The sequence below is a fragment of the Oerskovia turbata genome (genome assembly GCF_000718325.1).
In the GTDB taxonomy this organism is placed as follows: Bacteria; Actinomycetota; Actinomycetes; order Actinomycetales; family Cellulomonadaceae; genus Oerskovia; species Oerskovia turbata.
The window spans coordinates 38,989-61,264 of record NZ_JOFV01000005.1 but is presented as its reverse complement, the minus strand read 5'-3'; the positions used below and the strand labels follow the sequence as shown (position 1 = coordinate 61,264).

The window sequence follows — 22,276 nt, the reverse complement described above, 5'->3', positions numbered from 1 at the left end:
CGTCTCCTTGGGTGCGTCTGCGGATGACGGTCTCGCGGGAGGGCGTGCCCCGTCCGGGCACGCTCCCCACAGGGGGCGACCCGGGGCCCAGGCGAACGACCCGTCGTCTACACAGCATGCCGCTCCCCGGTGGTGATCCACCATCCCCGTCCGTCCCGCGGCCTCCCCGAGGGGCGGCGTGCGGGGCGCGGGTGCGCCAGTCGCGACGTGCACGATCCTAGCCCACGTCCGTGCGGGGCGGCAGTGGCGGGCGTCACGCCGCGTCGCCCTCCTGCCCGACGACGGAGCGCACGTCGGGCGGGTACGTCACCCTCGGCAGAGCGGAGGGTCACCCTCGGCAGAGCGGAGCGTCACCCTCGGCGGGGCCCGGCGTCACCCTCGGCAGAGCGGAGCGTCACCCTCGGCGACGCGGGGAGAGGGTGTGCGCCCTCCCCCCGCGTCACCTCCTGGTCGCCGGCTCAGGAGAGCGCGGCGCGCCTCTTGCTCAGCAGGTCGAACGCGACCGCGAGGAGCAGCACGAGGCCCTTGATCGCCTGCTGCCAGGCGGCGTCGACGGCCATGATCGACAGGCCCATGTTGAGCACGCCCATGATGAGCGCACCGATCATGGCGCCGGACACGCGGCCCACGCCGCCCGCGACCGCGGTGCCGCCGATGAAGCACGCGGCGATGGCGTCGAGCTCGTAGTTCATGCCTGCCGCAGCCACACCCGCACCGGCACGCGAGGTCGTGATGACGGCCGCGACCGCGGCCAGGACGCCCATGTTGACGAAGATGCCGAAGTCGACCCGGCGCGAGTTGACGCCCGACAGCACGGCCGCGTGGCGGTTGCCGCCGATCGCGTAGATGTGGCGGCCGAACACGCTGCGGTTCAGGACGAACGAGTACGCGATGATGAGGATGCCCACGATGAGCAGCACGACCGGCGTCCCGCCCGAGCTGAGCGACAGCCAGTACGTCACGACCCCGATCAGGACCGCGGCCAGGACGATCTTGACGACGAACGCGGGCAGCGGCTCGACCGCGAGCTCGTGGCGACGCAGCGACGTCCGCGAGCGCCACTGCGCCACGGCGAACGCCACGATGCCGATGCCGCCGATCGCGAGCGTCACGACGTCGAGGTTCCCGACGAACCCGAACCAGTTGGGTACCGACCCGTTGCTGATCGCGATGAAGCCGCTGGGCAGGCCCGCGACCGTGGTGCCGACCAGGACGATCGCGAGGCCGCGGAAGATGAGCATGCCCGCGAGCGTCACGATGAACGCCGGTATCCCGACGTAGGCGACCCAGAAGCCCTGCCACATCCCGACGAGCGCCCCGACCCCGAGGGACAGGACCACGGCGAGCAGCCACGGCAGCTCCCACTGGCTCATCATGATGGCGCACAGCCCGCCGACGAACGCGACGACCGAGCCGACCGACAGGTCGATGTGCCCGGCGACGATCACCATGACCATGCCGATCGCGAGGATCATCACGTACGCGTTCTGCTGGATGAGGCTCGCGACGTTGTTCGGGTAGAGCAGGCGCCCGTCGGTGAGGACCTGGAAGAGCAGGACGATCACGAGCAGTGCCGCGACGATGCCGTACTGGCGGACGTTGCGGCCGAGGTATTCCCTGACGGCGTTCATCGGACGTCGACTCCCTTGTCCATGGTCATGTAGTGCATCAGTGCTTCTTGGGTGGCGTCCGCGCGCGCGACCTCGCCGGTGATCCGGCCCTGGCTCATCGCGTAGACACGGTCGCACAGGCCGATGAGCTCGGGGAGCTCGGAGGAGATGACGACGACGGCCTTGCCCGCGTCGGCGAGTGCGTTGATGATCGCGTAGATCTCGTACTTGGCGCCCACGTCGATGCCACGCGTGGGCTCGTCGAGGATGAGGACGTCCGGGTCGGAGTACACCCACTTCGACAGGACGACCTTCTGCTGGTTCCCGCCCGAGAGCTTCCCGGCGATCGCCTCGACGGTGGGCGCCTTGATCCGGAAGTCCGTGCGGTAGCGCTCGGCGACCTGGGTCTCGGCCTGCGAGTCGACGACGCCCCAGCGGGACACCTTGCCGAGCGCGGAGGCCGAGACGTTCTCACGGATGGTCTGGATGAGGTTGAGGCCGTACCGCTTGCGGTCCTCGGTCGCGTATGCGAGCCCGTGGCCGATGGCTTCGGAGACGCTGCGCGTCCTGATGGGCGTGCCGTTCTTGTAGACGGTCCCGGAGATCTTCGCGCCGTAGGAGTGTCCGAACACGCTCATCGCGAGCTCGGTGCGTCCGGCCCCCATGAGCCCGGCCATGCCGACGATCTCACCGGCGCGCACGTGCAGGCTCACGTGGTCGACGACGACGCGCTCGGTGTCGATCGGGTGGTGCACGGTCCAGTCCTCGATGCGCAGCACCTCGTCGCCGATGGTCGGCTCGTGCTCCGGGAAGCGACTGTCGAGCGAGCGCCCGACCATGCTGCGGATGATGCGGTCCTCGGTCACGGGCTCGGTGCCGTGCAGGTCGAGGGTCTCGATCGTCGCGCCGTCGCGGATGATCGTCACGCGGTCGGCGATCGCGGCGATCTCGTTGAGCTTGTGGCTGATGATGATGCAGGTGATCCCGTGGCTGCGGAACTCGTCGATGAGCTTGAGCAGGTGGGCGCTGTCCTCGTCGTTGAGCGCCGCGGTGGGCTCGTCGAGGATGAGCAGGTCCACGCGCTTGGACAGCGCCTTGGCGATCTCGACGAGCTGCTGCTTGCCGACGCCGATGTCCATCGACTTGGTCGCCGGGTTCTCGGACAGGCCGACGCGCGCGAGCAGGGCCGCGGCCTCGCTCGTGGTGCGGTGCCAGTCGACGATCCCGGCGGAGGCCTTCTCGTTGCCGAGAAAGATGTTCTCCGCGATCGACAGGTGCGGGACGAGCGCCAGCTCCTGGTGGATGATGACGATCCCGCGAGCCTCGCTGTCGCGGATGGTCCTGAACTCGCACGTCTCGCCGTCCATGACGATCGTGCCGTCGTAGGTGCCGTGCGGGTAGACGCCCGACAGCACCTTCATCAGGGTCGACTTCCCGGCCCCGTTCTCCCCGCAGATCGCGTGGACCTCGCCCCGGCGCACGTCCAGCGTGACGTCCTGCAGGGCCTTGACGCCGGGGAACTCCTTGGTGATCCCCCGCATCTCGAGGATGTTGCTCTCGCTGGCCATGGGTCAGCTCCTCACTCGTCCGTTCCGTGGTGGCCCGTCGCCGCGGTGGTGCCGCGGCAGGGCGACCGTCTCGACCGTCGTGCTGCGCGCACCGTGCCCGGCCCCGGGACTGCTGTCCCGGGGCCGGGCACGGTGCGTCCGGTCAGAGGCCGAGCTTGTCGGCCGTGTAGAAGCCGGAGTCGACGAGCGTCGTCTGGACGGTGTCGGCGGTCACGACCTGCGGGTCGAGGAGGAAGGACGGCACGACCTTCACGCCGTTGTCGTAGGTCTCGGTGTCGTTGACCTCGACCTCCTCGCCCTCGACGATCTGCTGGACCATCGTGGCGACCTGGTCGCCGAGCGTGCGGGTGTCCTTCCAGACCGTCATGGCCTGCTTGCCCGCGAGCATGTTCTTGACGTTGGCCTCGTCGGCGTCCTGGCCCGTGACGAGCGGCCAGCCCTCACCGGCGGCGTAGCCGCTGCCCTCGAGCGCCTGCTGGATGCCGAGCGCGAGCGAGTCGTTGGGCGAGAGGACGACGTTCACCTTCTTGTCCGTGTAGAACGAGTTGAGGCGGTTCTCCATCTCTGACTGGGCCTTGGCGGACTCCCAGCCCTGGATGCCGATGGTGGTCCAGTCGTCGACCGTGGCGGGCGCCTTGCCCGAGGGCACGACGAGCTGGCCCGACTCGACGTAGGGGGTCAGGACGTCCCAGGCGCCCTTGAAGAAGAAGCGGGCGTTGTTGTCGTCGGGCGACCCGGCGAAGGGTTCGAGGTTGAACGGTCCGGCGCCGCCCTCGAGGCCGAGCTGCTCGGCGATGAACTCGCCCTGGAGCGTGCCGACCTTCTCGTTGTCGAACGTCGCGTAGTAGTCGACGTGCTCCGAGTCGTTGATGAGGCGGTCGTACGCGATGACCGGGATCTCCTCCTTGGCGGCCGCGTCGAGCACCGGGCCGAGGGCCGTGCCGTCGATCGAGGCGATGACGAGCACGTCGGCGCCCTGGTTGATCATGTTCTGGAGCTGGGTGATCTGCTGGTCGACCTTGTTGTCCGCGTACTGGAGCGTGGTCTCGTAGCCGGCGTCGCCGAGGAGCTCCTCGAGGTGGGCGCCGTCGTTGTTCCAGCGCTCGAGGCTGCGGGTCGGCATCGCGATGCCGATCAGGGGCGTGTCGCCTCCGCCGGTCTCGCCGCCGCCCGACTCGCCGCCCGCACGCTCGGAGCTGCATGCCGTGAGGGCACCGATCAGGAGAGTCATCCCAGCAGCGGCCGCGACCGCCTTGCGCATTGACGTCATCGTCATTCCCTTTCGTCGTCGAACCAGGGGCGAGCCTCGGCTGTGAGGCTCGCGTCGCCTCCGAGCCGCGGAGGGGGATCCGCGTTGCCTCGGTCGGCACTGCAGCGAAACTAGCCAGGCTTGAGTTAGAGCGTCAAGCGCAGTAACCAGTTCGTGACCTAATTGTGTTCGAGACTCAAACTCAGAGTGGAAGCGGTACCACCGCCGCGACCCCGGGAAACCCCCGTGTCGCCTCACTTCTCCGGCCCTCACCAGCGTGTACGCTGCTGCCTGTGAACAACGACCGGTCCACACCCGGCTCGCAGACCTCACTCCGAGAAGCGAACCGAACGCGCATCGTGGATGCGGTGAAGCGCTACGGCGGCCTCACCCAGGTCGAGCTCGCCGAGGCCACGGGGCTGTCCACGGCGACGGTCTCGACCATCGTCAAGGAGCTGACCCAGGCAGGGGTCGTCGACACCCGACCCACCTCGCGCTCGGGCCGCCGCGCGCTCAAGGTCACCCTCGCGCGCCAGCTCGGCCTCGTCGCGGGCATCCAGTTCGGCCACCGCCACCTCAAGGTCGCGCTCGGCGACTTCGGCCGCACGATCGTCGCCGAGCAGCAGATGCCCCTGCCCGTGGACCACCGCGTCGACACGGGGCTGGACCGCGCAGCCCTGCTCGTCATGGACCTCCTGGAGCGCGTCGGCGCCTCGACCGACGAGCTCCTGACGGTCGGCATGGCACTGCCCGCCCCGGTCGACATCTCGACGGGGATGATCTCGGTGCGAGGCATCATGCGCGGCTGGGACGACCTGCACGTCGGCCAGGTCATGTCCAAGCGCCTCGCACGCCCCGTGGTCGTCGACAACGACGCGAACCTCGCCGCGCTCGCCGAGGCCGAGCTCGGGGCCGCGCGCGCCTACCGCGACTCGGTGTTCGTCCGTGTCTCGTACGGGACCGGGGCGGGCGTCGTCATCGGCGGGCACGTCCACCGCGGCTACGCGGGGACGGCCGGGGAGATCGGTCACGTCCAGGTGGACCCGGCCGGCCCCATCTGCCGCTGCGGCAACCGCGGCTGCCTCGAGACCGTCGTGGGGTCGGGCGCGCTGCTCGACCTGCTCCGCTCGAGCCACGGCGACCTGACCCTGCGCGACGTCATCTCCCGGGCGCTCGAAGGCGACCCGGGGTGCCGTCGTGTCGTGGCCGACGCGGGCGACCGCATCGGCATCGCGGTCGCGACGCTCGCGAGCGCCATGAACCCGCAGGTCATCGTCGTCGGGGGCGAGCTCGCCGAGACCGGCGAGATCCTCGCCGGGCCCCTGCGCGACGCGGTCCGCAGGCACCTCGTGCCCAACACGATCGCCCCGGTCGAGGTCGTGCTAGGCGAGCTCGGTGCCCGCGCCGAGGTCATGGGCGCGCTCGCGCTCGCCCTCCAGTCGACCGACGTCACGAGCGACGTGCGCCTCGCCCCGGGGGCGCCCGGCCCCGTGGGGCTCGTCGCCGCAGGCGACTCCGGTCCCCCGACTCCGGGAGACCGACCATGACCGCGACCGCACGACCGTCTCGCCACGACGACGTGGCGGGCACGACGGCGCCCCAGGGCGCCCGAGCACGAACAGGTGACAGAACGTGAGCAGCTCCGCCCTCCCCGCACTGTCGTTGCACGGCATCGACAAGTCCTTCGGCGCGGTCCGCGCGCTCGAGGGCATCGACCTCGAGGTGCACCGCGGCGAGGTCGTCGCGCTCGTCGGCGACAACGCCGCGGGCAAGTCGACGCTCGCCAAGGTCGTCGCGGGCGTCCTCGTCCCGGACGCGGGCATCATCGAGTCCGACGGCGTCCCGGTCACCATCCCGAACCCGGCGGCAGCGCACGCGCTCGGGATCGCGACGGTCTTCCAGGACCTCGCACTGTGCGACAACCTCGACGTCGTGTCCAACCTCTACCTCGGGCGCGAGCTGCGCCACGGCCCGCGGCTCGACGAGGCCGCGATGGAGGACAACGCGCGCCGGATCCTGCGCGACCTCACGTCCCGCATCCCGTCGGTCCGCACGCTCGTCTCCGACCTGTCGGGCGGCCAGCGTCAGAGCGTGGCGATCGCGCGCACGCTGCTGGGCGACCCGCGCGTCGTCGTGCTCGACGAACCGACGGCCTCGCTGTCCGTGTCGCAGACCGCCGAGGTCCTGACCCACATCGAGCGCCTGCGCGACCTGGGGCACGCGGTCATCCTCATCAGCCACAACATGACCGACGTGCGCGCGGTCGCGGACCGGATCGAGGTCCTGCGCCACGGCCGCAACAACGGCTCGTTCTCCGGGCCCGGCACGAGCTACGAGGAGATCATCGCGGCGATCACGGGCGCCGTCGCCGCTCCGCGCCGGACGGCACGCCTGGCCTGACGCAGGGTCCGACCTGCCGGCCTCGCCGTCGGCGCCCCGACGTGTCGTCGCGGTGAACAGGACGGGCGCCCGCACGACCCGGCGTTACCGCCGGGTTGCCGGCCTGTGGAGATGTGGACACAGACCGGACGAACCTCGCAGACCGCCCCGCGCACCGCTTTCCCTGCGAACTTCACCCGCTCTACATTCGAGGCACGACACCACCGGGGGTCCCGCTCGACCGGACCGCCCGTCGTCGTGACCGGCACGCAGGGGTGTCGCTGCCCGTCCCGACGTCATCGCCGCCGCCGCTCTCGAGCCGCCGCGCGCCGACCTTCTCGCCGCTCGACGTCCCGGTCCCGACGTGCCGTCTCTCGTCGTCCGACGGAGGAGAACGCATGGGTAGCAGCAGACTGGCCGTGGTACGGCTCCTGGCCGTGGTCGCGGTGGCTTTCGGCCTCGTGTACATCGGGTGGCGATGGACGGGGACAGTCGCGTGGGACGCCTGGTGGATCGCGGTCCCCCTGGTCCTGGCCGAGACGTACAGCCTGGGCGAGACCGTCCTGTACTCGCTGACCATGTGGAACGCGAGGCGCCGGCCCCCGGCTCCCCCGGCCCCGGAGGGGCTGAGCGTCGACGTGTTCGTCACGACGTACAACGAGCCCGTGGACCTGGTCCTGCGGACCGCGATCGCGGCGCGCGACATGACCTACCCGCACGCGACGTGGATCCTCGACGACGGCGACCGGCCCGAGCTCGAGGTCGCGGCGTCCCGCGTGGGCGTCGGGTACATCACGCGCGGTCCGGAGTGGGAGGGGCGGCCCCGGTTCGCGAAGGCGGGCAACGTCAACAACGCGCTGTTCCGCACGAGCGGCGACCTCGTCGCGATCCTCGACGCCGACCAGGTCCCGGAGCCGCGCTTCCTGGACCGGGTCCTGGGCTACTTCGAGGACGAGGAGGTCGCGTTCGTCCAGACGCCGCAGCACTTCTGGAACGTGCCGCCGAGCGACCCGCTGGGCACGCAGGCCGAGCTGTTCTACGGCCCGATCCAGCAGGGCAAGGACGGCTGGGGCGCGGCGTTCTTCTGCGGGTCGAACGCGGTGCTGCGGCGCGAGGCGCTCATGGCGCTCGGGCTGACCCGGTTCTCCCGGGACGCGCGCGGGGCGATGCGCGCCGCGCTCCGGGCCGGCCGGTCACGGCTCCAGGACCTCCTGAGCCAGCTCGCGGTGCGCGAGCCCGCGGCGATGCCCGTGGCCGAGCAGGCGCTGGCAGCCGTCCGCCGGGCCGAGGGGCAGTTCCGGCGCGGCGACGTGCTCGCCGAGATCACCTCGGAGCTGCGGTCGGCCTTCGCCGCGGCGCTCGTCCGGGCGCCCGCGGGTCCTGGGCCTGCGCTGGCCCAGGCGTCCCCGGAGGCCCACGTGCCCCACGAGACCACGCCCCTGCCCGAGGACGTCGCGGGCGAGCTGCTCGCCGAGCTCGACGGGGTCCTCGAGCGGGTCGACGTGGCCCGCACGGACCAGGCCCTGACGATCAACCCGCTCGACACGACCACGATCACCGAGGACATGGCCACGGCGATGCACCTGCACGCGATGGGGTGGACGAGCGTCTACCACCGCGAGGTCCTGGTGCACGGGCTCGCGCCCGAGGACGTCGGCACGGCGCTCTCGCAGCGCCTGCGCTGGGCCACGGGGTCGATGCAGGTCTTCTTCCGGGACAACCCGCTCCTGGTCCGCGGGCTCTCGCTCGCCCAGCGGCTCATGTACCTGGGCACCATGACGAGCTACCTGAGCGGGTTCGCCGCCCTGGTCTACCTCGCCGCGCCCGTGCTCTTCCTGACGCTCGGCGTCTTCCCGCTGCACGCGGACCCGGCGCTGTTCTTCCTGCACTTCCTGCCGTTCTTCGTGGCCTGCCAGCTCCTCTTCCAGGTGTCCGGCACGGGCAGCCGCGGGCTGTGGCGCGGGCAGCAGATGTCGTTCGCGCTGTTCCCCACGTGGATCGCGGCCACGCTCTCGGGGGCGTCGGCGGTGTTCCTCGGCCGGCACGTCGCGTTCTCGGTCACGTCCAAGACCAAGCAGGCCACGGGCGCGGGCTACCGGCACGTGCTGCCGCAGGTCGTCGTGACCGTGGTCCTGCTCGTGGCCTCGGCGGTCGGGGTGGCCCGCATGCTCGCGGGCGAGGCCTCGGCGCCGGCCACGTTCCTGACCCTGGGCTGGGTCGCGGTCGACCTGGCCCTCCTGTCCGCCGCGCTGCGCGCAGCGCGGTACACGGGCCCCGGTGACTCGGTCACGGATCCCACTCCCCCGTCCGTCGCACTCCTCGCGGCCCAGGCCGTGGGCGACGTGCTCGACGGTGACGACGCTCTCCCGACCACGTTCGACCCGACGGAAGTCCCGCTCGACCTCACCGTCCGCCACGTCCCCAGGAGCTCGCCATGGCCGCCTTCGTCAGTGCACCCGACCTCACCCTGACCCACCCCGTCACGAGCATCGACCTCCCGGCCGGGGGGCGGCTCGACGCCGCTGCCGTCCTGTCCCTCCGCGAGCCCGTGTCGTCGGCCGTGTCCGACGGTCCTGTCCTCGTCCTGCTCGACGTCTCGGGGGTCGACGGCGTGTCGCCGTCGGGCGTCGCGGGTCTGCTCGACCTGTTGCGCGTGGCCCGTTCGCGCGGCGGGGACCTGCGGATCTTCGGCGCCTCGGCTGCGCTGCAGCACGCGTTCACGGCGCTGCGGCTCGACGCGGTCACCCGCATCTACGGCGGCCACGACGAGGCGCGCGGTCTCCCCGCGTCCCGGGCCTCCTGATGGCGTTCTACCTCCCGGGCGGCCGGCGCCGCCGGCCCGGCCTCGTGACGCCGCTCGTGGTCATGATGCTGGGGGTCGGCGCGGTGGGCGCGGGGTTCGCCGTGGCCGGTCCGCCCGCGACCCCGGAGGCGCCCGTGGTCGCGGCGTGCACCGCGGACGCGGCGAGCATCGTGCCCGACGACGGCACGCTGCTCGGCGTCAACCTCGACTGGGCGTCGGAGACCCTCGAGGAGCACCGGACCTACCTCGATCACGCCCCGGCGGTCGCGGTCCAGTTCTCGGACGTCCCCTACGACCGCGAGACCTGGGAGCACACGGTCAGCGCGGTCACGCAGATGAAGGCCAACGGGGGCGTGCTGCTCCTGACGCTCGAACCGCACGCGGGCCTCGCGGCCATGTCGGACGAGGTGGTCGCGACGCTCGCCGACGACCTGCGGGACGTCAACGAGCAGGGCGTCGCGGTCGTGCTGCGGTTCGCGCACGAGATGAACGGGTCCTGGTACGCGTGGGGCCAGCAGCCGACGGCCTACGTCGAGACGTTCCGTCGGGTCGCGGCCGCGGTCCACGCCGAGGCCCCGGGCACGGCCATGATGTGGGCGCCCAACTACGGCGGCGGGTACCCGTTCACGGGAGGCCAGTTCGCGGCGCTGCCGGGGTCCGCCGACTACGCGGCTCTCGACACCGACGGCGACGGCACGCTCACCATGACCGACGACAGCTACCTGCCGTACTTCCCGGGGGACGACGCCGTGGACTGGGTCGGGGTCTCGCTGTACCACTGGGGCAACCAGCGCCCGTGGGGCAACAACGAGGTCCCCGAGGACGGCAAGTTCCTCGCGATGCTCACGGGCACGTACGTGGGCACGGCCGGGGACGACGCCGCGGTGCCGGACTTCTACACGGTGTACGGCGTCGAGCACGGGCACCCGGTCGCCGTCCCGGAGACCGCCGCGATCTACACACCCGCGCGTGGCGGGGCCGCCGAGCTCGACATCAAGCGGGCCTGGTGGCGGCAGGTGTTCTCGTCCGAGACCCACGAGCGGTTCCCGCAGCTCAAGATGGTCAACTGGTTCGAGTGGGACAAGTACGAGATCGAGATCGACGACGACGTCGACTGGCGGGCCGCGGGCGCGTCCGACGTCCGCGACGCGTTCGTCGCCGACCTCCCGTCGTGGCTGCGCTACGCCGAGGACGTCTCGACCTGCGAGGAGTGACATGCGATCGACCCTGCGCAGGTCCCGGCGCGCACCTCGCCCGGGTGTCCTCGCCGCCGCCGTGATCGTCGTGGTGAGCCTGTGCACTCTGGCGGCCGCCGCCGTCGGGCCGCCTGCGTCCGGGCCCGGGGCGCCCCGCATAGGGCCCCCGCCCGGGCCGCTGACCTGGGCCGACGAGTTCGACGGCGCGGCCGGCGCCCCGCCCGACCCCTCGCACTGGCGCGTCGAGACGGGCGGCAGCGGGTGGGGCAACGGCGAGCTGCAGTACTACACCGACAGCCCGAGCAACGCCTCGACGGACGGCGAGGGCCACCTCGTCATCACGGCCCGCCGCGAGAACCCCGGCGACCTGTGGTGCCACTACGGGCGCTGCGAGTACACCTCCGCGCGGCTCATCACCGCGGACCGTTTCGCCCAGCAGCACGGACGCTTCGAGGCGCGCATCAAGGTCCCGGGCGGGCAGGGCACCTGGCCCGCGTTCTGGATGCTCGGTCAGGACATCTTCACCACCGAGCCGTGGCCCGCGAGCGGCGAGATCGACGTCATGGAGAACGTCGGCCAGGAGCCGGGCACGGTGTGGGGCAGCCTGCACGGCCCCGGGTACTCGGGCGCGGACGCGGTCCACGCGTCCTTCACGCTCCCCGGCGGGGAGGAGGTCGCCGACGACTTCCACACCTTCACGGTCGACTGGGCCCCGGACGCGATCACCTGGTACGTCGACGGCGTCGAGTACTCGCGCAGGACGCCCGCCGACACCGGCGGTGACCCGTGGGTCTTCGACGACCCGTTCTTCCTGCTGCTCAACCTCGCGGTGGGCGGCGACTGGCCCGGACCGCCCGACGAGAGCACGCCCCTGCCCGCGCGCATGCTCGTCGACCACGTCCGGGCGTACGCGTGGGACGAGCCGTAGACGCGAGCGAGGCGCGTCCCCGTGCGGGGGACGCGCCTCGCTCTCACGCGGAAGGACTCAGTCCTGCCCGACGGCGTCGCTCGCGTTGCGTGCCTCGGCCTCGCCCAGGATGCGGCGCAGGTACGTGTAGGTGAGATCGCCCGCGGCCTTGTCGTACTGCTCCTCGTAGCCGTGACGCGTGTACAGCTCGAGGTTCTGCTTGGAGTCCTTGCCCGTGAAGACCCAGATCTCCGTGGTCTCCTCAGGAAGGTGCGGCAGGACCGCGAACAGCATCTGCGTGCCGATCCCGCGGCCCTGGAGGTCCGGGGCCACCGCGAGCCGACCGAGCGTGGCCTTGCCGCCCTCGATCTCCACGCGCACCGACCCCACCAGGCGCGGCCCCTGCCACGCACCGAGCGTGATGACGCCCGGGGTCGCGAGGTCCGTCTTGAGCTCCGCGAGCGTCTGGGTCAGCGGGGGGATGTTGGGGTCCCCGTAGAGCTGCGCCTCGGTGACGAACGCTGCCCGGCGGAGCGTGAGGAGCTCCCCCGCGTGCTCGTCCGTGACGAGGTCCATGGTCATCGGCGTGTCGGTCATGGTCCCATCGTGTCAGAAACGGACCGCCCCGCGGTGCGCGTCCGCGGGTGGAACGGTGACCGTCTCACCTAGCCCTTCACCACCACCCCTGACGGACGGAGCCCCTGGACGCGTGGCGGCGCGGCTACCCTGGGACCGTGTCCAGCACCTCTCTCCCGAACGTTCCCGCCTCCGGCGCGCCCGACGCGTCCACGCCGACCCACTGGGTCCTCACGCTGTCCTGCCCGGACGGTCCGGGGATCGTGCACGCCGTCACGGGGACGCTCGCCGAGCACGGCGGCAACATCACCGAGTCGCAGCAGTTCGGCGACCCGCTGTCCGGGCTGTTCTTCATGCGAGTCCAGGTCGAGTCGGCTGCGTCGCGCGACGAGCTCGAGGACGCCCTGGCCCCTGTGATCGAGGCGTTCGACATGACGTGGAACCTCGACGTGGTCGGGCGGCGCGTGCGCACGCTCGTCATGGTCTCCAAGGCCGCGCACTGCCTCGTCGACCTGCTCTACCGCGAGCGCTCGCAGGGCATGCCGATCGAGGTCGTGGGCGTCGTTGGCAACCACCGCGACCTCGAGGACATCGCCACGTTCTACGGCAAGCCGTTCCACCACGTGCCCGTCACCCGCGACACCAAGGCCACCGCCGAGGACCGCCTGCGCGGGCTCGTGGCCGAGCTCGACGTCGAGCTCGTCGTCCTCGCGCGCTACATGCAGATCCTCTCGGACGACCTGTGCCGGGACCTGTCGGGTCAGGTCATCAACATCCACCACTCGTTCCTGCCGAGCTTCAAGGGTGCCCGCCCCTACGCGCAGGCGCACGACCGCGGCGTCAAGCTCATCGGCGCCACGTCGCACTACGTCACGGGCGACCTGGACGAAGGACCGATCATCGAGCAGGACGTCGAGCGCGTCGACCACTCGCGCGCCGTCGAGGACCTGGTCGCGCTGGGCGAGGACGTCGAGCGCCGCACGCTCGCGCGGGCCGTGCGCTGGCACGCCGAGCACCGCGTGCTGCTCGACGGTCACCGGACGATCGTCTTCCGCTGACCCCTCCTGCGCTGAGTGCGGACCACGCGCGGGTCTTGCCGGGCGTTCCCCGCAAGAGCCCCGCACTCAGTGAGGAGTGGACCGCACCGCCGCCGCGAGCCGCGCCACGGCTTCCTCGACGCGCGCGTCGGCGAGGTTGCCGTAGCCGACGACCAGCCGGTCGCGCTCGCCCTCGCGTGCGGGCGCGGCCGTCGCCCGGTATCGCTCGATCGCCGCGACGTTGACCTCGCGCAGCGCCGCCTCGCGCACCACGTCCGTGGCCGCGACGCCGGGCGGGAGCGCGACCACGGCGTGCATGCCTGCGGCGATCCCCGTGACGACCGTCCCGGGCAGCTCCGACTCGAGCGCCTCGACGAGCACCTCCCGGCGCCGTCGGAACCGCCCCCGCGCCGCGCGCAGGTGCCGTTCGTACGCTCCTGACGTCACGAACCGCGCGAGCGCGAGCTGGTCGAGCGTCGACGGTCCCGCCCCGCCCCGGTCGACCACGGTGTCCCGCCATCCGGGCGGCAGCACCGCCCAGCCGAGCCCGAACGCGGGCGACAGCGTCTTGCTCAGCGAGCCCAGCAGCACCACGCGGTCGGGCGCGAGTCCCTGCATCGCGGCCACGGGCCGGCGGTCGTAGCGGAACTCGGCGTCGTAGTCGTCCTCGACGACCAGCCCGTCGACGTCGCGCGCCCACCGGACGAGTGCCTCACGCCGCGCGGGCGAGAGGGCCGCGCCTGTGGGGAACTGGTGGGCAGGGGTCACGAGCACGGCGCGCGCACCGGTCCGGCCTGCCGTGGCGAGGAGCGCGTCGACGTCGATCCCGTCGCCGTCGACCGGGACCGGGACGGGCGTGAGCCCGGCGGCCGCTGCGGTCTCGCGCAGGCGCGGCCAGCTCGGGTCCTCGACGAGCAGGGCCCGGTGCCCGGCCCGGTGGAGCGCCGCCGCGACGCGCCGCATGGCGTCGTCGGCGCCGTGCGTCACGACGACGTCGCTCCCGCCCGCACGCACGTGCCGGGCGCGGGCGAGGTAGTCCGCGAGCGCCGCCCGCGTCGCGGGATGGCCGGTGGGGTCGGGGGCCGCGAGGTCCGCGTCGGGCGCCTCGGCGAGGGCTTCGCGCAGCGCGCGGACCCAGGCGGCGCGCGGTACGTGCCGCAGGTCGGGCACGCCGGGCCCCAGGTCGTAGCGCGCCCGCGGGGCGGGCGGTCCTCCCCTGCCCGACGGCGTCGCTCCCGTCCGGGTGCGGGTCGCCCGGGCGCCGGTCCGGGCCGTGAGCGGCACCCGGGTCCCCGACCCTGTCCGGGACTCGAGGAACCCCTCGGCGACGAGCTGCCCGTAGGCCTCGGTCACGACCCAGCGCGAGACGCCCAGGGTGTCGGCGAGCACGCGGCTCGGGGGCAACGCGGCCCCCGGTGGCACCCGGCCCGCGAGGACGGCCTCGCGCACCGCGTCCTCGAGCCGCCTGTGGAGCGGTCCGGGCCCCGCGCCCAGGTCGAGGACCGTCTCCCAGGCGAGTGCCGCCGTCGGGCCCGGGGCGGGCAGCGCGCGCCCGCGCGACGAATTGGTCTGGTCAGGTGCCATGTCAATGGACCGTACACCCAGGCCGCTCGACTCCTAGCGTGGAGACCGTCAACCAGCAGCACTCTTCGCAGGAGACCACCATGCGCTACCGCACCCTCGGCGACGGCCGGACGTCGTTCGACGTCAGCACGCTGTGCCTCGGCACCATGAACATGGGCACGCTGACGGACGAGGAGACGTCGTTCGCGATCCTCGACCGCTACGTCGAGGCCGGAGGGACGTTCCTCGACACGGCCAACAACTACAGCTACTGGGCGGGCGGCCACGGCCGCGACAGCGAGGACCTGATCAACCGCTGGCTCACGAGCCGCGGCGCGCGCGGGGACGTGCGCATCGCGACCAAGCTCGGCGCGGCCAAGAAGGACCCCGCCCTGCCGCTGTCCAACACTCCCCCGACCAACTTCCAGGGTCTGGGCGCGGAGACCGTCGCGTGGGAGGCGTACGAGAGCCTGCGGCACCTGGGCGTCGACCGGCTCGACGTCCTCTACGGGCACGTCGACGACCTCGACACCCCGCTCGCGGAGACCGTCGGGGCGTTCGGCAAGCTCCAGGCCGAGGGCGCCGTCGGGATCTCGGGGATCTCGAACGTCGCGCTGTGGCGCGTGGTCGAGGCGCGCGAGGAGGCGCTGCGCCAGGGGGTCGCGCCCTACGGGCTGGTTCAGGAGCAGCTCAGCTACCTCTACCCGACCCCCGACCCGGACCGGCACAACTGGGCGTCGCCCGAGCTGCTCGACTATGCGCGCTCGACGGGGACCGACGAGCGCCCGCCCCTCGCGGTCACGGCCTACTCCCCGCTGCTGCAGGGTGCCATGGTGCGTGACGACAAGGAGCTGTGGGACGGCTACGGGCACCCGACGTCGCTCGAGCGACGACGCGTGCTGCACGACGTCGCGCGGCAGATCGGCGCGACGCCCAACCAGGTCGCGCTCGCGTGGCTGCTCGGCGGGCCCGTGCCGGTCGTCCCGGTGATCGGGCCGAGCAGCGTCGCGCAGCTCGACGAGCTGCTCGGGGCGGCGGACCTGGACCTCGACGAGGAGGTACGGACCCGTCTGGACGCAGCCTGACCTGAGCGACACCGCTGAGTGCGGAGTCCTTGCGAGACACGCCCGGCGTGTCTCGCAAGAACTCCGCACTCAGCGGATCTGTGGGGAGGCTAGGAGCAGTCGCGGGCCGCGTACTCGGCGGCGTACGGCGTCCGGACCTCCTTGCCGTCGATCGTCGCCGTGCCCGTGACCGTGGCCGTCGCGGCGGGGACCTGCGCCTGGCGGGTCGCGAACGTCTGCTGGGCGGACCTGCCCGGCAGCACCCCGGTGAAGGTCTTGGCGCCGAACGGCGTCTCGACCCTGACCGTCGCGGGGACCGCGCCCGCGTTGACGGCGACGACCGTGACGGTCGCCCGGCCCGCGGCACACTGGGTGCGCGCCGTGGCGGTGAGCTCGACCTTCGCGGCGCGGGGCTCGACGAGCACCGCGACCGTGCGTGCCGGGACCGTGACGGTACCGGTCGCGGCGTCCCACGTCGTCGCCTTGACCACGTCGTCGTGACCGTCGGCCTGGACCGGCGAGAGCGCGAACTCGCGGCCCACCAGGCCCGCGACCGTCTGCGTGACCGGCTCGGGCGAGGCGTTGAAGACGACGAGCGCGCCGTCGAGCTCCTCGTCCACGTCCGTGCCGACCGTGTCGTCGATGCTCATGACGATCACCCCGGGCGCCTGGCCGGTCCCCGCGTCGGGGAACGTGACCTTCTTGTTGATGAGCTCGGCGCTGCCCAGGCGGAACAGGTCCGTCGAGGAGCGCAGCCGCAGCAGGTCGGTCGCGTTGCCGGACGCCGTCTCGATGTCCTGCGCGGTCGGCTTGAGCGCAGGGTTCGCGAGCAGCGGCGCCATGAGCGGCCACTTGTCCTCGTTGTCGGCGGCCAGCGGCAGGCCCTTGCCGAACCCGTTGTCGGTCCCGGTCCAGTCGATCGCGTTGAACCAGTCGCCCGAGTCGTAGCTGTTGCGGTCGAGCGACTTGGAACGGAGCAGGTCGGTGCCCGCGTGCCACAGCGACGGTGTCTGCGACAGGGCCGTCGTAGCGAGCGAGACGTTGTTCATGCGCACCCGGTCGGCCATCGACGTGTCCGCCGGCAGCTTGAGGGTCAGCAGGTCGAACAGCGTCTCGTTGTCGTGCGCGTCGACATAGCTGATGATCTCCTCGGGCGAGTCCGCGTAGCCCGCGGGCGCACCCCGGTAGTCGATCTCGTCGCCCCGCCGGGTCTCGCCCGTCGAGGTCGTGAACGTGAAGCTGCGCAGGTTGCCCGCGAGGCCCAGGCGGACCAGGTCCGTCTCGTGGCCCAGCGCTGCGAGCTCGTCGGGAGACCCGTCGTTCACGCTCCCCGGCTCCCCCGCTCGGGCGGGCTGCCCGTTCGGGTCGGTCGCGAGGCCCGTGCCGAAGCCCTGCGTGAACGTCGAGGCGCCGTCGACGGGAGACCCGCCGTGGACCGCGTCGCGCAGGCGGTCGGAGAACGTCCCGATGCCCGTGCCGCCGAGCTGACCCTGCGTGGCCTGCTCGAACAGGGCGTTGTCCGCGACCTCGCCGAAGTTCCAGCCCTCGCCGTACAGGTACACGGCCTTGCCGTCCACGCCGTCCTTCGTCAGCGTGAGCTCGTCGAGCGCGGCCCGGACGTCGAGCATGTTCTGCTTCGAGTGGTGCCCCATGAGGTCGAAGCGGAAGCCGTCGACCTTGTAGTCGCGGGCCCATGTGACGACCGAGTCGACCATGAGCTTGCCCGTCATGGCGTGCTCGGTCGCGAGGTTCTGGCAGCATGTGCTGGTCTCGACCGCGCCGGTGGTCGTGTTCTGGCGGTGGTAGTAGCCGGGCACGACCTTGTCGAGCACGCTCTGGGGGTCCTGGCCGCTGGCTGCGGTGTGGTTGAACACCTGGTCGAGGACGACCTGGAGACCGGTCTGGTGCAGCGCCCCGACCATGGTGCGGAACTCCGCGACCCGCGCGGCCCCCTCGGCGTCGACGGCGTAGGAACCCTCGGGCGTGGAGAAGTGCAGCGGGTCGTAGCCCCAGTTGAAGCCGTCCGTGCCCTGGATCGCGGACACGGCCGCCTGCTGCTCTGTGCCGTCGGGCGCGAAGCCGCTCAGGTCTCCTGTTGTGGCCCGGTCCGCAGGGTCTTCAGGGATCGTCGCGATGTCGAACGTCGGCAGCAGGTGCACCGTCGTCAGGCCCGCGTCGGCGAGCTCTCCGAGGTGCTTCATGCCGGCCGAGGCCTTCTCACCGAACGCGAGGTAGGTGCCGCGCTTGGCGGCCGGCACCGTGGTGTCGGCGATCGAGAAGTCCCGGACGTGCAGCTCGTAGATCGTCTGGTCGACGGCCCGCTCCACGACGGGAGCCTTGGTCTCCTTCCACACCTTCGGTTGCGTGCTCTTCGCGCCGAGGTCCACCACGACCGAGTGCGTCGAGTTGAGCGTGAGCCCCAGCGAGTACGGGTCGGTCACGACGTTGGTCTCGACCGTGCCCGTCGACGGGACGAAGACCTCGACCTCGTAGAGGTACCGGGCACCGACCCAGCCGAACTTCTTGTCGGCGTCCTTGCCGTCGACCGTCCACGTCCCGTCCGACTGACGCTCGGCGGGGAACCGCCGGGCGTCCTCGTTCTTCAGGTCCGCGGCGTCCCCCGTGCCGGGCCACGCGAGGAGCGTGACGCTCTTCGCCGTGGGGGCCCACAGCGCGAACGACGCCCACTTGCCGTTGGTGTAGATGCTCGCGCCGAGCGTGCGGTCCGCGGCGTCCTGCGCGAACAGGTCGTCCAGGACGCCGGGGAGCTGGACGCCGGTCGCCGCGGTGAGCGGAGCGTCCGCCGCGGTGCCGCCCCGCTGGGCGACGAGGAGCTGACCCGTGAGCGCAGTGGTCGCCGCGTCGACGGAGATCGGCGCACCGTCGGCGCCCGTGACCCGCAGGGCCACCGCGTCGGCGAGGGCCGGGAAGTCGGCCGCGACGTCGTCGGGCAGGCCTGCCGGGTCCAGGACCAGGGAGTACGACGACGCCCCCTCCGGAGCGACGACCGCGCCGTCGGCGACGCTCAGGCCGCCCGTCGGCGCCGCGTGGAGCGTCCAGCCCGGCGTCGCCGGGTCCGCCCCGGCGAGGAGCTCGCGCGGCCACGCGACCAGGTCCTTGCTCACCCAGTGCGCGGCCTGCTGGCCTGTGCCGGGCAGCGGCGGGTCCGCGACCTCGATCGTCAGGACGTGCGTCGCCAGGACGTAGGAGAACGTCACGGCCTTGCCCTCGGACGCGCTGAACGAGTAGTTCTGGCCGTCCTTGACGCCACCGACGCCGTAGTTCTCGGCCCAGCTCATGCCGTGCGTGACCTTGCCCTCGTAGGCGCCCGTGGCGAGCGCGGACGTCGTGAACGTGTAGACGCCGTCACCGTCCGGGTCGCGCAGCCACGAGCCCAGGCAGTCCGGGGACCACGCGGCCGAGCAGCCGAGCTGGTCCTGGAACGATCCCGCGACCGTGACGATCGGTCCCTGCGCGGTGCTCGAGAAGTCGTGCGAGACCGGGTCCCAGTAGAAGGTCACGGGGCCGCCCGCCGTCGTGTAGGTCGCGTTGGAGCCGTCCTTCGCACCGCCCACGCCGTAGTTGAGGTCCCACGAACCGTTGATCGCGACCTTGTACTCGTACGTCCCGGCCGGGACGTCGAACGTGCCCGCGTAGACGCCGTCGGCGCGCTGGGTGAGCTTGGCGGCCTCGCAGCCGGGAGCCCAGTCGCCCGCGCAGCCCATCTCGGAGTTGTGGCTGCCGGGGACGGTCACGAGGTCGATGTCCGTCGGGGGCTCGACCTCCTCGTTCCCGCTGACCGAGTTCCCCACGCTCGCGAACGTCGAGGCCGCGGCGCGGTCGCCGTCGGCGTCGACCGTCACGGCGCGGTACTCGACGAGCGTGCCCTTCGCCAGGTCGCTCACGTCGTGGAAGACGCGCGGCGAGGTGTCCTCGGCCGTGCCGAGACCTTGCCACTCGTCCGACCCGACGACGCGCCACGCGAAGCTGGTCTCGGACCACGCGGCGTCGTCGACGTCGGCGCTGACCGGGGCGACCCCGGTGAGGCCCGCCCCCGCGGACGGGACCGTGACCGACACGTCACCCGAGGACTCGACGCCGACCGTGCGGTCGGCCTTCAGGACGACCGAGCCCAGGGCCGGGACCGTGAGCGAGACCGTGCCGTCGGCTCCCGCCGTGACGGGCTCGCCGCCACGGAGCGGCGCGTAGGTCGCGCCCGGCGTGAGCGTCGTGAGGCTGACCGTCCTGGCCGCGGTCGAGTTGTTGAGCCCCACGAGGTGCTCGACCTTCTCGGACCGGTCCACGCGCGAGAACGCGTAGACGCCCGCGCCCGAGTCGGTGTAGCGCTCGATCTGGGCGCCCGTGGCGAGGGCCGGGTTCTCGGCGCGCAGCGCGGCGAGCTCGGCGATGTGCGTGTAGAGCGGCGACGTCGTGTCGTAGCGGTCCTGGCTGCCCGCGGTCTCGCCCGTGACGAGCTGCTGGTCCGCGTACTCGCCGACCTGGGTCGCGAACAGCGACTGCCGTGCGTTCTTGTCCTTGCCGTCGCCCACGCCCGCGAAGCCCTGCTCGTCGCCGTAGTAGACGACCGGCTGGCCGCGCGTGAGGTACATGAGGTCGTGCGCGAGCTCGTCACGACGCTGCGCGTCGCCCGTGGTCTGGAGCAGGTACCCGATGCGGCCCATGTCGTGGTTGCCGAGGAAGGTCGGCAGCGCCGAGGCCGAGGAGTCGGGCGTCGTGTACATGTCGTCGCTCGCGAAGAGCTGGGACAGTCCCTTGGCGCTGTTGCCGCTCGCGAAGCTCGCGGCCGAGGACTGGAACGCGAAGTCCAGGACCGAGCTCATGTCGGTCCTGCGGACGTACGGCGAGAGCTTGGCGGCGTCGGCGTCGTAGATCTCGCCGAACATGAAGAAGTCGTCCTTGCCCTTCGAGTGGGCGTAGTCGAGGACCTCGGTGGTCCAGGTCTCCCAGAACTCGAAGTTCACGTGCTTGACCGTATCGATGCGGAAGCCGTCGATGCCGAGGTCGACCCAGCCCTGGTAGACGTCGACGAACCCGTCGACGACGCGCGGGTTCTCGGTCATGAGGTCGTCCAGGCCGTCGAAGTCGCCGTAGGTCACGGACTCGCCGGACCACGTCGAGTTCCCGCGATTGTGGTAGAGCGTCGTGTCGTTGAGCCACGCGGGGACCTTGGCGTCCTTCGCGTCCTCGGCGACCACGGGCGTGTAGGGGAACGACGTCGCGGCGTCCGTCGCGGGGAAGGTGTCCTTGCCCGCGTGGTCGGCCGGGTCGAACGGGTTGCCCGCCGCATCCTTGTAGGGCGTGGTCGCCTGGTCGACGTACGAGTACTGCTTCTGCTCGTTGTCGATGATGTCGGCCGTGTGGTTGGTGATGATGTCGAAGTAGACCTTGATGCCCTTGGCGTGCGCCTCGTCGATGAGCGCCTCGAGCTCGGCGTTGGTCCCCAGGTGCGGGTCGATCTGCGTGAAGTCCGTGACCCAGTAGCCGTGATAGCCCGCCGAGGCGTTCTCGCCCTCGCCCTGGACCGGGTTGTTCTTGAACGACGGCGTGAGCCAGATCGCGGTGGTCCCGAGCCCCTCGATGTAGTCGAGCTGGTCGCGCAGGCCCTGGATGTCGCCACCCTGGTAGAAGCCCTTGTTCGTGGGGTCGTAGCCCGAGTGCAGCGCACCGCCCTCGATGCCGGCCTCGTTGTTGGTCGGGTCCCCGTCCGCGAAGCGGTCCGTCATGACGAAGTAGAACTGCTCGTCCGAGCCCGGCTGGCGCACGGGCGGGGTCACGATCGGCGCGTCGATCGCCTCGTAGGCTCCCCCGAGCCCGACGGGCGCGAGCGAGACGTGCTTGGCGACGTCGTCGAACGTGAAGCGCAGGGTCGTGGGGCCGCCGACGACGAGCGGGATGTCGTCCGCGCCACCGTTCAGGCCGTACGCCTCGTCCCACGAGTCGTTCACGGCGACCTTGTACTCGTAGGTGCCCGCGGGCACCGTGAGGTCGGCCGCGTAGACGCCGTCGGCACCGGTCGGGGCGAGCTCGGTCGCGGCGCAGGCCGGGTCCCAGTCGGCCGCGCAGCCGGCCTCGTCCTGGAGGCTGCCGACGAGCGCGAACGTGCGTGCCGCAGCGGCGGTCGCCGCCGTTCCTGTCGCCGCGTTGGCGACGGCCGTGAATCCGGTCAGCCCGGTCAGTGCGACCGATATCGCCGCGACGGAGGCTGTGGTGCGGCGCGGTCCGGAGGACCGCCTGGGGGCAGGTGCTGGCATGAGGACTCCCTTGTCGCCGGGGAGTCGGACGTGCGAAGGCACCGCCGGGTGA

At 71.8% G+C, this 22,276-nt stretch carries 14 protein-coding genes and 1 riboswitch; of the genes, 8 read left to right on the top strand and 6 right to left on the bottom strand.

The window, feature by feature from the left end; genetic code table 11:
* Positions 1-78: 78 nt before the first annotated feature.
* Positions 79-169: riboswitch (ZMP/ZTP riboswitch) on the bottom strand.
* 289 nt (positions 170-458) lie between these two features.
* The 3 genes from mmsB to chvE form a co-directional block, all read right to left on the bottom strand.
* Entirely contained in the window at positions 459-1,631 is a 1,173-nt protein-coding gene (gene mmsB / locus IE95_RS0105850) for a multiple monosaccharide ABC transporter permease (RefSeq protein ID WP_030150702.1), read from the bottom strand.
* Entirely contained in the window at positions 1,628-3,178 is a 1,551-nt protein-coding gene (gene mmsA, locus IE95_RS0105845; protein ID WP_030150701.1) for a multiple monosaccharide ABC transporter ATP-binding protein, read from the bottom strand. Before mmsA ends, mmsB begins: the two co-directional genes overlap by 4 nt.
* Before the next feature lie 142 nt (positions 3,179-3,320).
* Positions 3,321-4,454 (bottom strand): multiple monosaccharide ABC transporter substrate-binding protein, encoded by a 1,134-nt coding sequence (gene chvE, locus IE95_RS0105840; protein WP_030150700.1) that lies wholly within the window; start codon positions 4,452-4,454, stop codon positions 3,321-3,323.
* 266 nt (positions 4,455-4,720) lie between these two features.
* Here chvE and IE95_RS0105835 point away from each other — a divergent pair, with 266 nt between their 5' ends.
* The 6 genes from IE95_RS0105835 to IE95_RS0105810 all read left to right on the top strand — a co-directional run bounded on the left by IE95_RS0105835 (position 4,721) and on the right by IE95_RS0105810 (position 11,733).
* Positions 4,721-5,974, top strand: coding sequence for an ROK family transcriptional regulator (locus tag IE95_RS0105835; protein WP_030150699.1), 1,254 nt, complete (start codon positions 4,721-4,723; stop codon positions 5,972-5,974).
* Between the two features lie 85 nt (positions 5,975-6,059).
* Positions 6,060-6,827, top strand: a complete 768-nt coding sequence (locus IE95_RS0105830; RefSeq protein ID WP_030150698.1) for an ATP-binding cassette domain-containing protein — start codon at positions 6,060-6,062, stop codon at positions 6,825-6,827.
* 377 nt (positions 6,828-7,204) lie between these two features.
* Positions 7,205-9,277, top strand: coding sequence for a glycosyltransferase family 2 protein (locus tag IE95_RS0105825; RefSeq protein ID WP_084689922.1), 2,073 nt, complete (start codon positions 7,205-7,207; stop codon positions 9,275-9,277).
* Entirely contained in the window at positions 9,241-9,609 is a 369-nt protein-coding gene (locus IE95_RS0105820; RefSeq protein WP_051702795.1) for an STAS domain-containing protein, read from the top strand. The genes IE95_RS0105825 and IE95_RS0105820 overlap by 37 nt, the downstream gene beginning before the upstream one ends.
* The gene (locus IE95_RS0105815; RefSeq protein ID WP_206053362.1) at positions 9,609-10,823 is read left to right on the top strand and encodes a glycoside hydrolase family 26 protein; all 1,215 of its coding nucleotides are present in this window, start codon (positions 9,609-9,611) and stop codon (positions 10,821-10,823) included. The genes IE95_RS0105820 and IE95_RS0105815 overlap by 1 nt, the downstream gene beginning before the upstream one ends.
* A 1-nt stretch (position 10,824) precedes the next feature.
* Complete coding sequence (locus IE95_RS0105810) at positions 10,825-11,733, top strand: glycoside hydrolase family 16 protein (protein ID WP_051702794.1); 909 nt, start codon at positions 10,825-10,827, stop codon at positions 11,731-11,733.
* Positions 11,734-11,790: 57 nt separating this feature from the next.
* Here IE95_RS0105810 and IE95_RS0105805 read toward each other — a convergent pair whose 3' ends face one another.
* A complete protein-coding gene (locus IE95_RS0105805) occupies positions 11,791-12,309 on the bottom strand; it encodes a GNAT family N-acetyltransferase (RefSeq protein WP_036571229.1) in 519 nt (172 codons plus the stop codon).
* 137 nt (positions 12,310-12,446) lie between these two features.
* Between IE95_RS0105805 and purU the strand changes: the two genes are divergently transcribed.
* The gene (gene purU, locus IE95_RS0105800; protein WP_030150692.1) at positions 12,447-13,346 is read left to right on the top strand and encodes a formyltetrahydrofolate deformylase; all 900 of its coding nucleotides are present in this window, start codon (positions 12,447-12,449) and stop codon (positions 13,344-13,346) included.
* A gap of 66 nt (positions 13,347-13,412) precedes the next feature.
* Here the strand turns inward: purU and pdxR are convergent, their stop codons facing one another.
* On the bottom strand, positions 13,413-14,909 hold the full coding sequence (pdxR, locus tag IE95_RS0105795; protein WP_030150691.1) for a MocR-like pyridoxine biosynthesis transcription factor PdxR: 1,497 nt from the start codon (positions 14,907-14,909) through the stop codon (positions 13,413-13,415).
* A 38-nt stretch (positions 14,910-14,947) separates the two neighbouring features.
* Between pdxR and IE95_RS0105790 the strand changes: the two genes are divergently transcribed.
* Positions 14,948-15,973, top strand: a complete 1,026-nt coding sequence (locus tag IE95_RS0105790; protein WP_240666425.1) for an aldo/keto reductase — start codon at positions 14,948-14,950, stop codon at positions 15,971-15,973.
* Positions 15,974-16,062: 89 nt separating this feature from the next.
* Here IE95_RS0105790 and pulA read toward each other — a convergent pair whose 3' ends face one another.
* Complete coding sequence (pulA, locus tag IE95_RS0105785; protein ID WP_084689871.1) at positions 16,063-22,224, bottom strand: pullulanase-type alpha-1,6-glucosidase; 6,162 nt, start codon at positions 22,222-22,224, stop codon at positions 16,063-16,065.
* Positions 22,225-22,276: the final 52 nt, after the last annotated feature.